Raw genomic sequence first — 14,871 nt, 5'->3', positions numbered from 1 at the left:
TTATTTTTGATTTTCCAGTTCTTTTATTTTGCAGCAAGCTCAAGCATTTTCTCTAACGGTTTTTTGGAATTTTCCCGAAGTTTTGCATCTACGTGAACCTCATTTTCACCAGTCTGCAAAACATGCAATATCTTCTCCAGCGTATTCTTTTTCATATTCGGACATACCGGTAGCTTGTCCGGATAATAGAATGTCTTCTCCGGGTTCTGTTCCTTCAGCTTGTAACCCACACCCTCTTCTGTACAGACAATAAATTCCTGACAATCACTTGCCGTTACATACTGGATGATTCCTGATGTGCTTCCCACGTAATCTGCCATCGCAAGAAGTTCTGCACGGCATTCTCCGTGTGCGACGATCTGTGCCCCCGGATGTCTCCTTTTCACTTCGGCTACATCCTCTGGTTCCATCCGTTCATGAGTCGGACAGAATCCATTGTTGTAAACAAAATTTTTTTCCGGTACATGATCGGCTACAAAATGTGCCAGATTCCGATCCGGAATAAAGAAAATATTCTTGTTCGGAAGTTCTTTTACGATCTTCACTGCATTTGCAGATGTCACACAGACATCCGAGTATTCTTTCAGTGCTGCCGTTGAATTGATATAGCAGACAACAGCAAGATCATCATACTCTTTCCGCATCTTCCGGATCGTCTCCACATCTGCCATATGTGCCATCGGACAGTCTGCTGTCATATCCGGCATCAGAACCGTTTTCTCCGGATTCAGGATCTTCGCACTCTCCCCCATAAAAGAAACGCCACAAAATACGATTGTCTTTTCTTTGAGCTTCGTCGCTACCTTGCTCAGGTAAAAAGAATCCCCTATATAATCTGCTATTTCCTGCACCTCCGGCCGCACATAATAATGTGCCAGAATGACAGCATTCTTCTCTTTTTTAAGCTTCTGTATCTCTTCCACCGTTGTCATAACGTGATCCTCCCTTACTGACTCTTTTCTCATCTCTGATCTTTTTTCAGCATAGTGCCCATTATAGCACCGTACTTTACATCTGACAAGACACTTGTTTTATTTCTGTAAAGTTTCGTTTGAGATACATATTTCCAGAATCAAAATCATATACATAGAAACAACATCATTTCTTCTGGAGTTTTATGTTTCATTTAATTCTTAAACACCGGAAAAAAATTTTTCTGATCCTTCCCTGTTGTCTGCTGGTCATTCTGATTTCTTTTCTGTCTGGCAATGCATTTTGGAACTCTCTGCATGCAGAATCTTCCGACCGGCAATTCCGTACCTTCACACGCAGCCTTTTCCAGACGGAAGTATCCGCAAATACCATCAGTCTTCACTATACCTTGCGTTCTCCTTCTGACTATGGAATCGCGGACATCCCGGCTACATATGGCAGTCTTTCTTCTGATCCCGTTGCAGCGAAAGCTTCTGTCAGAAATGTTCTCTCTTCTCTGCAGGAATTTGATCCCGGCACTCTTTCTTCAGAAAATGCACTAACCTTTAAAATCCTGGATACCTATCTTAAAAATGCATCCACAGGAACAGATTATCTGCTTTATCAGGAGCCTCTCGGCCCCGTATCCGGCATTCATACCCAGCTGCCTGTTCTGCTCTCGGAATACAGCTTTTACGACACACAGGATGTAGAAACCTATCTGGCTCTCTTAAAAGAAACGCCTGCCTATTTTGATTCTGTCATCCGGTTTGAGCAGAAAAAAGCTGCTTCCGGTCTTTTTATGCCGGATTACCAGGCTGACTCTGTTCTGGACACCTGCCAGTCTTTTATCGATATGGGTAAAGAGAATTATCTGATCAGTACATTTAGCGAACGGATCGCGTCACTGGATCTTTTACCTGAAAACAAAAAAGATTCTTTTCGGAAAGAAAATATAAAACTTGTAACAGAAGAGATTTATCCAGCTTATCAAAATCTGATCACCGCTATCAAATCGCTGAAAGGAAAAGGAACAAATGAACAGGGACTTAGCCATTTCCTCTATGGAAAAAAATACTATGAATATCTGGTGCGTCAGACTACCGGCTGTAATGAATCCATTTCCCGTCTGCGACTGATGACCAGGGCACAGATACTGGAAGATCTAAATGCCATGCAGAAGGTTCTCTTCCCTGCCGACGCAGCACTTACCCAGGCATCCGTTTTGGAGCAGACACCTCCTGATTCCATGCTGGATGATCTCAGGTCTAAAATCACAGATACATTCCCGGAAATTCCTGATGTTGATTTCCAGGTCAAATATGTTCCGGAATCCATGCAGGATTATCTAAGTCCCGCTTTCTATATGATCCCTGCCATTGACAATCTGACGGAAAATGTCATCTATATTAACAACGGACAGACCGCCTCAGGGCTGAATCTCTACACGACCCTTGCTCACGAAGGCTATCCCGGACATCTGTACCAGACTGTCTATTTTTCTGCTTCTGAGCCGGATCCTATTCGGAGCATTCTTGATTTTGGCGGATACGTTGAGGGCTGGGCCACCTATGCGGAAATGATGTCCTACTACCTTGCACCTCTCTCTAAGACGGAAGCATCGCTTCTCCAGAAAAACAGTTCTGTCATTCTTGGACTTTATGCACTTGCAGATATGGGAATTCATTATGACGGCTGGTCTGTAACTGATACAGTCCGCTTTTTCAGCGATTACGGAATCAATGATGCAAATGCAGTACAGAGTGTCTACGAACTGATTATTGGAAGTCCTGCCAATTATCTGAAATACTATATTGGATACCTGAAATTTTATGAATTGAAAAAGGAGATGGCAGATACTCTGGGAAATCAATTCTCCCAAAAAGAATTTCACAGGGCGGTACTGGATGTGGGGCCGGCGCCATTTGAGATCGTATATGATGAGGTGGAAAAAAATTTATTAGATTGATCCTATTTCACACAAAATAAAACTATCCTGTGAGAATCCGAAACATTCCCACAGGATAGCCCATCAAACACATTTTATATAATTTACACTTGAATCTACAGATCCAGTTTCAGATCATTTTCCTTGATCCAACCACATTTTCTCATCGGAATCGCAATCGTCCAGGAAAGCACTGCCGGAAGAATAAAACAGATCAGCACCAGACCTGCCCAGTCCATTCCGGTGATCGCAGCTTTGGTTCCTTCTGCAATATCATTTACCCAGCCAGTGTACACACCAATCTGTCCGACCAGTCCGCAGGTTCCCATTCCGGATGCCACTGCCGCACCGTTCATCTTCAAATGGAAGATACAGGTTGCGACCGGACCGGTAATTGCGGATGCCAGTGTCGGCGGAAGCCAGATTCTCGGATTTCTCACAATGTTTCCCATCTGGAGCATCGAGGTTCCTATTCCCTGTGCAAAAAGACCACCCCATTTATTTTCCTTAAAACTCATAACCGCAAAACCAACCATCTGTGCACAGCAGCCGGCTACAGCAGCACCTCCTGCAAGCCCGGTAAGTGAAAGTGCCGCACAGATCGCTGCACTGCTGATTGGAAGTGTCAGTGCAATACCAACAATCACAGATACGATAATTCCCATGAAAAATGGCTGTAATTCAGTCGCCCACATGATCGCAGTTCCTACGGTACTTGCCGCTGCTCCGATCGCCGGTGCACATCCCAGTGAAAGCAGAACCCCCACACAGATCGTCACAAATGGTGTCACAATAATATCTATTTTTGTTTCTTTTGAAACCAGTTTTCCAAATTCTGCTGCAAAAATCGTAACGACCAAAACCGCAAGAGGTCCTCCGGCACCCCCAAGTTCATTTGCTGCCATTCCGACTGCCGCCAGTGAAAACAATACAAGTGGCGGACACTGAAGTGCTACTCCGATCGAGATTGCCATCGCAGCTCCGGTTGCTCCTTTCGCATAACCGCCTACTGTTACAAGGATTCCTATACCAAGCTGTTCTCCGAGTGTACTGATGATCGTACCGATCAGAAGCGATGCAAACAGTCCCTGCGCCATTGCACCAAGCGCATCGATTCCGTATCGCTTCGCTGAAAAGATAATATTTTTCTTTCTTAGAAACTCTTTCATAACTTTCTCCTGCTCCTGTCATTCTTTTAGTGTATAATCTACTGTCTTGTCACATGTGATTACTGTGCAATATTATCCACTGTTTTGCAGAATCCGTCAAGAAGATTTTATTTAAATCTCTTATCTTCGCAAAAGTATGATATAACTGATATGACAAAAAAGTAGGAGTGTACATTTTTTAACTGCACACTCCTGCTTTTTATTTCTTATTTTTATTCTTTATGAAAATATACATGATAAGCTTCCATATCTACTTCCGGAAGAGGGATCATCTTCATTCCATTCGCTTCAAACTGTAATTTTCCATCAACCATATGAATTTCTTCTACTGCCGGTGCTGTAAGGAATTCTTTTTCCTCTGAAAGTGCCGCAAGAATATATGGCCCATATGCAAGATTGACAAATGCCGCATCAGACTTGTTATCCAACACACGGAATTCCATCGGAAGTTCCAGTCGGATCACATCTCCGGCTTTCGGATCTGCATCAATTACCAGATATCCATCATGAAGTGCTGTATCTGCAAGAACTTTTCCATTTACAGACACGTTAAAATCCTTCTGCCCCCATGCCGGAATATGGATTTTAAGAACTTTTTTCTGATCCTTTTGGCAACGGATTTCCATTACACCTTCTTCATCCACACTCTGAAGTTCAATCATCGTTTTTCCATTTTCGTCCGTCAGCACGGAATCTACAAGAAGGTTAATGTAAAGCGCATCTTCATCCTGCGCATAAATATTTTCCATATAACGGAATCTGCTCTCCATACCGGTTCCATGACAGCAGGAATTCTCTGAAAGGAAGAATTCTTTTCTGCCACCCGGACCAAGTGGAAGAAAATAAGTCGTTCCACCATCACATTTATGACTACTTGATGTCAGGATATGATTTCTCAGCGTATTATCATAATAATCCATCAGATCGCCGCTTCGAGTATATTCAAATAACTGACTGGTCAGGCGCAGCATATTATAACTTGCACAGCTTTCAGCAGCCTTATCCGTAAGATAAGAGCACGTTGTATTTGCACGATGGAACATCTCAGTCTCACCAACCCCACCGATACAATATGTATGTCCACCAGTCACGATATTCCAGAAATTCTTTCCGATTTCCCAATAAATCTCATCACCAGTTGCCCGATACAGATCCATTGCACCGATAATCTGCGGAATATGCTGGTTTGCATGCATATCCTCCAATGTATCGCATTCTTCTTCCATCGGATAGAATAACTTTTCATTTTCAAAAAGTTTTGCAGCCTTCAGATGATTTTCTTTTCCGGTCAGCTCATAGACTTTTACCATTGTTCCAAGCATACCACCAAACTCGCCCGCAATATACATTGCCCACATTTTATCCAGTGTTTCTTTTGGCAGACGGGAAAGTCTGTCATATACCCAGTCTCCCATCAAGTCCAGGATCTCTTTTGCCGTCTCATTTCCGGCAAGTACATGACAATCATATAATCCGGACATAATCTTATCCAAAGTATAATACGGAGCCCAGATTTCCGGGTATTTAGTATATACTTCCAGAAGATCGAACTGTTCCTCTGAGTATGCGCTCAAAAATCCTCTGTGATATTTGCCGGTTGCCGCAAATGCATCCTGGCACTTTTTCAGCTCTGCTACCATGTAATTGACTTTATCTAAAAATTTTGGATTGCCGGTTGCTGCAAATGCAAGTGCAATACCTGACAGATAATGTCCGGTCGTGTGCCCTTTCAGTTTACAGCTTTCCTCATCCCAACCGGTCATCGGAGGTGCTCCTTTGGTATCCAGTCCGGTCGCTTTGCGGAAATTATAAAGCATCTGGTCATCGTCAATTCCAAGAAGATATTCTTCCATCAGCTTCTGGTATTTATAATAAAGAGTTCCTTCTTTCAACCGAACCTGTCCAAGTGGAACATAATCCACCTTTTTCTCCGGTCCTTTTACTGGTACTATTTCCTTTTTATAATGGATCTCTGCAGATGCTTCCTTTTCTGTTCCATCGATCACACCTGCAACTGCAACCACTGTCTCTTCTTTTGCCGGTTCATATGTATTCCATTTCACCGGCATTGTCATGCGGCGTCCATCTTCTGTATATACGATCACAACAGACGGAAGATGTGCTTCTTCACCGACCAGTGCATTAAGGACGACTTTACGTACTTCTTTTACGATATTTTCTTTTGCTTCCTGCAATACGGTCGCCACATATTCTCTTGACTCACTACATCCTTCATATGTTGCAGTAACCGTCAGTGTAACCTTACGGTTTCCCATGCCATGCAGCGGACGATGTACCTTTCCTGTATTGTCAATAAATCTTTCTTCCCCTGTCTCCCAGGTAAATTGAGCACCATATTTTCCGTTCTCCGGAAGTGTAAGATCGTCATCTACTGTGCTCAGATTCCCAATATAAATTGCATCCAAATCTTTTTTAATAATTTCTGCTGCGTTCATGTTTTGCTCCTTTTCGTATAAAAATTGGATTCGAACCATCTATAGACTATATTCTATGTTTCTCTCCATTCTTTGTCAAGATTTTGCACATTTTTTGTTAATTGTAGTCATTTTTATTGTGCGATATATACATTTTTCAAAAAGATCTGAATACAACATTCGATAATTTTTATATACAACTTTTATTTATACAAGTGCTGCCAGCCACACACTTGCTGCAAGCCCTGCAAATGTTGCAATAAGTGCTCCGGCAAGAGTATACCTGGTTTTTTTCACCTTTGCTGACATAAAATACACAGACATCGTATAGAAAATCGTTTCCGTACACGCCATCGAAATTGAAGCGATCATTCCGTTTCTCGAATCCGTTCCAAATTCCTTATAGATATCAAGCAATAATCCCGTTGCGGCAGAGGACGAAAACATTTTCACAATCGTAAGCGGAACCAATGCCCCCGGAAATCCAATCTGCTCCGTCACATTTCCAATTATTTCCGATATAAATTCCAGAAAACCCGATGCTCGCAAAATCCCCACTGCTGCCATCAATCCGATCAACGTCGGCATCAGCCGCACGACCGTCCAAAATCCACGCTTTGCTCCCTGAATAAAAGTATCATATACATTCACTCCTGCAAAAATTCCATATATAAGAATGGACAAAATCATAAAAGGGACTATAAAGTCAGATATGTATAAAAAAAGGCGCATAAAAACAGCTCCTGGCGAACCACTTTACTAAAAAGTATATTCGCCGGAGCTGTTATTCATTCCGTTTGCTTTATAAAGAAAACTTTTCTATTCCTCATCCGCATACTTCGCAAACCGCTTCTCATTCTGATGGATCACATAATAATACATCACGATCAGCAATGCACTTGCCAGGATCCATGCCGCCGGACTTGCCATGCATACTCCAAAGTAACTCTTCTGCCCTGCCGCGATCATGGCAACAACACCCCTGCCAACCAACTCAGCCACACCAGCCATCATCGGAAGCAGTCCATATCCCATTCCCTGGATTCCATTCCGGTAAACATTTACAACGGTAAGCGGAATAAAGAAAGTACCGACACACTTCAGGTAAATATCCACGGAATGCATAATTTCTGTCAGATCCCCAGACAGGAACAGATACGTCATATATTTTCCAACTGTCATAATGATCGCCGCAACTACGACTGAATAGATACTTCCCATGATCGTAATTGACTTAAATCCCTGACGGATCCTTTTGATCTTACCAGCTCCAATATTCTGTGCGCAATAGGTTGCCATCGTGGTTCCCATCGCAACATATGCCTGCGTCACGATCTGCTCGATCTTATTCGCTGCGGTAAATGCTGCTACCTGTGTGGAGCCAAGCAGATTCAGGGCAGTCTGTACCATCATGGTTCCGATTGCTGTGATCGAATATTGAAGAGCCATCGGAATTCCGACTGCAAGCTGGATCTTCAGCAGATGTCCGCTCGGACGCCAGTCCTCCTTATGTAAATGCAGGATCGGAACCGCCTTCACAATATATACCAGACACAGGATTCCCGAAATCCCCTGTGAAATCACGGTCGCCCATGCCGCACCGGCTGCGCCCATGTGAAATGCAATGATAAATACCATATCCAGCACAATGTTGAGCAGCGCCGCAAGAATCAGGAAATACAGCGGAACCTTGCTGTTACCAAGTGCCCGCAAGACACTGGATAAAAAGTTATATAGCATCTGCGCCGCAATTCCACCACAGATTACCATAATATACGCATAGGCATCCTTGAAAATATCATCCGGTGTCTTCATAATCCCAAGAAGCGGTTTCATTGCCATCATTCCGAGCACAGTCATAATAAGAGACATAATAATCGCCAGAATCGCGGCATTTCCTACAGTCTTGCGCATTGCTTTCATATCACCTGCGCCAAATTTCTGTGCCGTAAGTACGGTAAATCCTGCCGTCATTCCCAGAATAAATCCATTGATCAGAAACATGATCGTTCCCGTACTTCCAACAGCCGCAAGTGCTTTGGTTCCCACGAACTTTCCTACGATAATCGTATCCGCCATACTATAGAACTGCTGAAATACATTTCCAATGAAGATCGGCAGTGTGAAATTAAAAATAATTTTTCCCGGATTCCCGGTCGTCAAATCTTTCTGTAATGTTTTCATATAATCCCTCTGTTTATCTCATTAACATTTTACCTCCCGTCATTATAGAAAAATGTATCTTAAATAGCAATTGTCGTTTTCACGAAATTTCCCCTGTTTCACAAAGTATTTTCCGTTTATTTGACGGAATCTTTGACACCCCAGATTCTATCCTCTATAATAGTTAATATAGAAAAAATTTATCATTTTCAGGAGGCATTGATATGAAACCACTGCCCTTTATCATGCAATATGTCAGACGATACAAATATCGCTATATTGCTGGAATCCTTACTCTTTTTGCTGTAGATGCAGCAAGTGTATTTATTCCAAAACTTACCGGTATCATTACCGATGGTCTTACCGCGCGCAGCATTACGTGGAATTCCATTCGTACCTGTCTTCTTGGGATCTTTCTGATTGGTCTTCTGCTTGCAGTCGGCCGTTTTTTGTGGCGTTATTTTCTTTTTGGAACCGCACGCATTATCGAGCGTAAACTGCGTAATGAAATGTTTTCCCATCTGGAAACTATGGATGTGGAATACTACAACAACCACAAAACAGGTGATCTGATGACCCGGTTTACCAGTGACTTAAATGCGGTCCGCATGGCACTTGGCCCTGCTGTCATCTGCATCTTTGATTCCGTAGTCATGACGCTCCTGGTCGTCTGCCAGATGATGTATTATGTCAATATAAAACTGACCCTTCTGGCACTGATCCCGATGGTCATCATCTGCCTCGGCTATATGCATTACGGAAAGGTACTGGATGACCTCTACACCGAACGTCAGGACAGTGTTTCCAATCTTGCCGACTTTGTACAGGAAAGCTTCTCCGGGATCCGTGTGATCAAGGCCTTTGTTCGCAAGCAGGCAGAAATCCTTTCTTTTTCCAAAAAGAACCAGGACACCATGGATAAAAGTATGCGCATCGCAAAGCTGGAAGCCATCCTGATCCCGCTTCTGGATGTGATCATCGGATTTTCCAGTCTTGCCTCACTCCTTTATGGGGGATACCTCGCCCTGATCGGACAGATTACACTCGGACGCTTCGTAGCTTTCAATCAGTATGTCAATATGCTGGTATGGCCGATGCTCGCCTGTTCGGAAGCTGCCGTCATGTTTTCCCAGGGAACTGCATCCATCCGCCGTGTACAGGAAATCCTGGAAGCACAGACAAATGTAAAAGATACTGCTTCTGTCACAACTTTAGATACCCTGCACGGGGATATCCGTTTTGATCACCTGACCTTTACGCACCTTGGAAATACTTCTCCGGTACTGCATGATATCAATCTGGACATCCCATCCGGGACAACCCTTGCCATCATCGGGCGCACCGGCAACGGAAAGTCCACTCTGGTCAATCTCCTGCTCCGGCTTTACAACACCGAGCCAGGCATGATTTATCTGGATGACCATGATATCAACACAATTCCGCTGAAAACTCTGCGTGAAAATATTGCTTATGTACCACAGGATAATTTTCTTTTTTCCGATACTCTGAAAGCAAATATTGCATTCGGTACAAAATCACAGGATATGAGCCGTATTATCGCCGCAGCAAAATCAGCCTGCATTCACGATAATATTGCAAATTTTCCGGACAACTATGATACGATCGTCGGCGAACGTGGCGTTACGCTTTCCGGCGGTCAGAAACAGCGCAGCTCCATCGCCCGCGCACTGATAAAAAATGCACCGATCCTGATCCTTGATGACTCCCTTTCCGCTGTCGACACCGATACAGAAGAACATATCCTACATAATCTCAGGGACGATCGTAAAGGAAAAACAACAATCCTGATCGCACACCGAATTTCCACGGTACAGCATGCCGATCTGATCATGGTACTTGAAAACGGGGAAATGAAAGAGCTTGGAACACACACCGAACTGATTCAGAAAAATGGTATTTATAAAGATATGTTTGAAAAGCAACAGTTGGAAGCTTCCATTGGAGAACAGGAGGTAGCCATAATAAGATGAAACGACTTTTAAGTTATCTAAAACCGCATAAATGGGTAATGACCCTGGCAACTGTCCTGGTTCTCTTCATCATTGCTGTGGAACTTTACCGCCCGATCATCATCGGAAATGCAATCGACCAGTATATCAACGGTTATTATCATCCGTATGTAGAAGCCGACGTTTCCGCTTCGGACGCTATAAACTGGAACGGTCTTGTACTGTCGCGCGACCAGGCAGTATCTAAGGCGGATTCTGCTTCCTTTTATCAGATTTTTCTCTGGAAGGATCACTATTACATGGCAGAAAATCTCACCCGCTCTGAATGTACTGCACTGCAAAATGCCGATACATCTGTTTTAAAAAATTATGTCAGAGAAGGTGCACAGAAGCTTACTTCCAATGATCTGAAGATTTTAAGACAAAATGATTTTAAGGGGATCTTAAAAGCCGGAATCCTGTTTCTTCTGCTGCTTTTTAGCGGATTTTTCCTGAACCTTGCCGACACCTGGCTTTTGCAGAAGATGGGCCAGCAGATCGTGTACAAACTGCGTGAAGAAACATTTACACATATACACAGCCTGTCACTTTCTTTTTTCAATATAACACCGGTTGGCAAGCTCGTAACACGTGTATCTAACGATACTGAAGCAGTCAACGAACTGTTTTCCACCATTCTTGTGAAACTTTTTAAAAACGTTGTAAAGATTATTGGTTACGCTGTTGTCATGCTCTCAATTAATGTGAAAATGGCGGGTATATCCTTCCTGCTTTTACCTCTGGTTGCAATCCTGACTTTTGTTTTCCGGCATCTCTCCAGAAAAGCTTACCAGATCACAAGAAATAAAATCACAGAGCTGAACACCTTCCTGTCCGAACATATTTCCGGTATGAAGCTGATCCAGATCTTTGCACGCGAAAAAGAGAAATACAGTGAATTTGAAGGCAAATCTATGGAACTGTACCGTGCCAATTTCCGCGAGATCATGACTTTTGCGATCTTCCGGCCTTCAATCTATCTGGTTTCGGTCATTGCCATGATCCTTGTTATCCGTACCGGAAGCCTTTCTGTGTTAAATGGAAGTCTTTCTCTCGGAACCCTGTTCGTGTTTATCACCTACATCAGCTCCTTTTTTGAGCCAATCCAGGAGCTTTCCGAACAGCTTGGAACCCTGCAGTCTTCCATTGCTTCCGCAGAAAAGATTTTCAGTGTTCTTGATGTAAAACCAGAAATCGTATCTCCGACCGATCCGGCTCCGGTCAATATTCTTGGTGAAATTGAATTCCGCCATGTCTGGTTTGCCTACGAAGAGGAAAATTATATTTTAAAAGATGTAAGTTTTGTAATCCGGCCGGGTGAAAAAGCTGCTTTTGTCGGCGCTACTGGGGCAGGAAAATCTACAATTTTAAATCTGATCGGAAGATATTTTGATATCCAGAAGGGACAGATCCTGATTGATGGGATTGATATTCATGAAATTGATCTGGATGTACTCCGCGGTGCGATTGGTCAGGTTCAGCAGGATGTCTTCATCTTCACCGGAGACATCAAAAGTAATATCTCGCTGAATAATGAAGCAATCTCACCGGACGATGTCAGACGGGCTGCCGAAATTGTAAATGCAGATCCATTTATTCAGAAACTGCCGCACGGATATGATGAACCGGTTACAGAACGCGGAAGTACTCTATCTGCCGGGCAGCGCCAGCTTTTGTCCTTCGCACGGACACTTGCTTATGATCCGAAGATCCTTGTTCTCGATGAAGCAACTGCCAACATCGATACAGAAACCGAAACACTGATCACACAGGCACTTGCACGGCTGATGGATGGAAGAACTACGATCATGGTCGCACACCGGCTTTCTACGATCCAGCATGCAGATAAAATTATTGTGATGCATCACGGGGAAATAAAAGAATCTGGAACCCACCAGGACCTGCTGGTGAAGGATGGGTTGTATAAGAAATTGTATGAATTGCAGTTGATGGATTAGACAATTCTGTCATTTTATTTTATATTGATTTTCTTCTTTATGTTTGTTACCATAAGTTCAAGGTGCTATTTCACTGTGTGCGACTTTTTACAGTCTTGGGTATGTGCGTGGAAAGCATGATTCCAAGACGCAAAAATAACCGCCCATCGTCCTGAGAAAACATGAGCGGTTATTTTTAATAACCAAATAATATCAGGCGAACCGTCATCGGTAGCACCTTTTCTATTTATTATACTAGCATCTTTACACTTTTATGTCAATTTTCTTTACAAGATTTCTTTCACCCTATGGCATGCAACGGAATGTCCTTTGGCTTTCTTCTGCCTCTTTCTCTTCCATTCCGGATTTTTTAAGAGGTTCATTGATAATTTCTATCCTATATTGCTAATAGGTATTCTCTATAATTTTATAGCATTTCAGAATCCGCTCTGTTTTTTATAGTACATTTAAACAAGACGTGAAAAAAACGAGGCTCTACATCAATCGTAAAACCTCGTTCCTGTTTTCTACTATTATTTCATTTTCAAAATATTCTCTACGACAACATCATCCGGTCATTCGCAAACTCGCCGCCGCTGACTTCTTCAAACTTCGCCAGCAGATCTGCAACCTTCAGATTCTTCTTCTCTTCTCCTGATACATCGTAGATAATTTTTCCTTCATGCATCATGATCAGGCGGTTGCCGTGCGCGATGGCATCTTTCATATTATGTGTTACCATCATTGCAGTAAGCTGATGCTCCTGAATGATCTTATCAGAGATGGCAAGTACCTTCGCTGCAGTTTTCGGGTCAAGTGCTGCAGTATGCTCGTCCAGAAGTAAAAGCTTTGGCTTTTTAAGAGACGCCATCAAAAGAGTGATCGCCTGTCGCTGTCCACCAGAAAGAAGTCCGACTTTACTGCTCAGACGGTCTTCCAGTCCAAGATCAAGTTCTTTCAGGGCTTCTTTATAGCGCTCCCGCTCTTTTTTCGTAATGCCCCATCCAAGACCTCTGCGCTCGCCACGTCTGGCTGCGATCGCCATATTTTCTTCAATCGACATAGTTGCCGCAGTTCCAGTCATCGGATCCTGGAAAACTCTTCCCAGATAAAGTGCTCTTTTATGCTCTGAAAGCTTTGTAATATCCACTCCGTCAATGATGATCTTTCCTTCGTCTACAGACCACACTCCTGCGATCGCATTCAGTGTGGTGGATTTTCCTGCACCATTTCCACCGATGATAGTCACAAAATCACCCGGATTGAGGTTCAGATTCACTCCGTTAAGTGCGACTTTTTCGTTGATCGTTCCCGGATTAAAGGTTTTATGAATATTCTGGATTTCCAACATATATCCCATTATGCAGTCCTCCGTTTCTTTGTTAAATATTTACCCTTCATGTACGGAACTGCAAGGAAGCATGCAACCACTACCGCTGAGAACAGTTTCATATAATCAGAAGGCATCTTCAGCCACAATACCAGTGCGATTACAATATAGTAAATAATCGCTCCGATAAAGATTGCACCCAGTGTAAATGCAAAGGCTGCTTTTCTGCCTGCACAGAATTTTCCAAAAATAACTTCGCTGATGATAACGGCTGCAAGTCCGATTACAATGGCACCACGTCCCATATTAACATCGGCTGCTCCCTGGTACTGTGCGTAAATCCCACCGGAAAGTCCCACAAGTCCGTTGGAGATCATAAGCGCCAGAACCTTTGTAAAGCCTGTATTGATTCCCTGTGCACTTGCCATCTGCGGGTTACATCCGGTTGCACGGATCGATGCGCCAAGCTCAGTTCCAAAGAACCAGTAAATAATTGCGATCAGGATAAGTGCTGCCACGATCAGCTTTACAAAAAACAGTTCACTTCCTTCGCCGGTCACATAACGAAGCGATGCAACCAATTTATACTGCATAACATTGACTGCCTGATTGGATTTTCCCATGATTCCGAGATTCACCGAGTAAAGTCCGATCTGCGTCAGAATACTGGCCAGAATGCCCGGAATTCCAAAAAACGTATGTAAAATACCTGTCACAAATCCGGCTGCCATACCTGCCAGAAATGCGAAAAGAAGTGCCAGTGCCGGATTCATACCGCCGCGGATCAGCATAACTGCAACTGCTCCACCTGTAGCCAGCGATCCGTCAACCGTCAGATCCGCAAAATCCAGAATGCGGAAGGTGATATAAACGCCAAGCGCCATAATTCCCCAGATGATCCCCTGCGCTACATTTCCCGGAAGGGCGCGCACAAGAGACATCGGATCTAAAGCTGCTAAATACATTGT

10 protein-coding genes are annotated in these 14,871 nt (G+C 43.4%); 3 read left to right on the top strand and 7 right to left on the bottom strand.

The features are described from left to right. Positions 1 to 23 precede the first annotated feature (23 nt). On the bottom strand, positions 24 to 932 hold the full coding sequence (gene nadA, locus PGZ10_RS05485; RefSeq protein WP_270540901.1) for a quinolinate synthase NadA: 909 nt from the start codon (positions 930 to 932) through the stop codon (positions 24 to 26). A gap of 185 nt (positions 933 to 1,117) precedes the next feature. Here nadA and PGZ10_RS05480 point away from each other — a divergent pair, with 185 nt between their 5' ends. Further along, complete coding sequence (locus tag PGZ10_RS05480; RefSeq protein ID WP_270540898.1) at positions 1,118 to 2,881, top strand: DUF885 domain-containing protein; 1,764 nt, start codon at positions 1,118 to 1,120, stop codon at positions 2,879 to 2,881. Between the two features lie 95 nt (positions 2,882 to 2,976). On the opposite strand, the gene PGZ10_RS05475 is transcribed toward PGZ10_RS05480, so the two are convergent. From PGZ10_RS05475 to PGZ10_RS05460, 4 genes are all read right to left on the bottom strand, one after another. After that, entirely contained in the window at positions 2,977 to 4,029 is a 1,053-nt protein-coding gene (locus tag PGZ10_RS05475) for a PTS transporter subunit IIC (RefSeq protein ID WP_270540897.1), read from the bottom strand. A gap of 212 nt (positions 4,030 to 4,241) precedes the next feature. Then, the gene (locus PGZ10_RS05470; protein ID WP_270540895.1) at positions 4,242 to 6,485 is read right to left on the bottom strand and encodes a beta-L-arabinofuranosidase domain-containing protein; all 2,244 of its coding nucleotides are present in this window, start codon (positions 6,483 to 6,485) and stop codon (positions 4,242 to 4,244) included. Positions 6,486 to 6,671: 186 nt separating this feature from the next. Next, the gene (locus PGZ10_RS05465; RefSeq protein ID WP_008374123.1) at positions 6,672 to 7,196 is read right to left on the bottom strand and encodes a spore maturation protein; all 525 of its coding nucleotides are present in this window, start codon (positions 7,194 to 7,196) and stop codon (positions 6,672 to 6,674) included. A gap of 87 nt (positions 7,197 to 7,283) precedes the next feature. Then, entirely contained in the window at positions 7,284 to 8,648 is a 1,365-nt protein-coding gene (locus PGZ10_RS05460; RefSeq protein ID WP_055248143.1) for an MATE family efflux transporter, read from the bottom strand. 203 nt (positions 8,649 to 8,851) lie between these two features. On the opposite strand from PGZ10_RS05460, the gene PGZ10_RS05455 reads away from it, so the two are divergent. Together PGZ10_RS05455 and PGZ10_RS05450 are read left to right on the top strand one after the other, a co-directional pair. Then, entirely contained in the window at positions 8,852 to 10,618 is a 1,767-nt protein-coding gene (locus tag PGZ10_RS05455) for an ABC transporter ATP-binding protein (protein ID WP_270540894.1), read from the top strand. After that, positions 10,615 to 12,594, top strand: a complete 1,980-nt coding sequence (locus tag PGZ10_RS05450; protein ID WP_270540893.1) for an ABC transporter ATP-binding protein — start codon at positions 10,615 to 10,617, stop codon at positions 12,592 to 12,594. The genes PGZ10_RS05455 and PGZ10_RS05450 overlap by 4 nt, the downstream gene beginning before the upstream one ends. Positions 12,595 to 13,129: 535 nt before the next feature. Here PGZ10_RS05450 and PGZ10_RS05445 read toward each other — a convergent pair. Next, the gene (locus PGZ10_RS05445) at positions 13,130 to 13,924 is read right to left on the bottom strand and encodes an ABC transporter ATP-binding protein (RefSeq protein WP_172679847.1); all 795 of its coding nucleotides are present in this window, start codon (positions 13,922 to 13,924) and stop codon (positions 13,130 to 13,132) included. A gap of 8 nt (positions 13,925 to 13,932) precedes the next feature. Beyond that, positions 13,933 to 14,868, bottom strand: a complete 936-nt coding sequence (locus tag PGZ10_RS05440; protein WP_055155726.1) for an ABC transporter permease — start codon at positions 14,866 to 14,868, stop codon at positions 13,933 to 13,935. Positions 14,869 to 14,871: the final 3 nt, after the last annotated feature.

It is taken from the genome of Coprococcus sp. AF102-57 (assembly GCF_027686195.1).
GTDB lineage: Bacteria > Bacillota > Clostridia > Lachnospirales > Lachnospiraceae > Allocoprococcus > Allocoprococcus comes.
The sequence above is the reverse complement of the archived record's forward strand: the minus strand, read 5'-3'. Positions and strand labels throughout refer to the sequence as shown.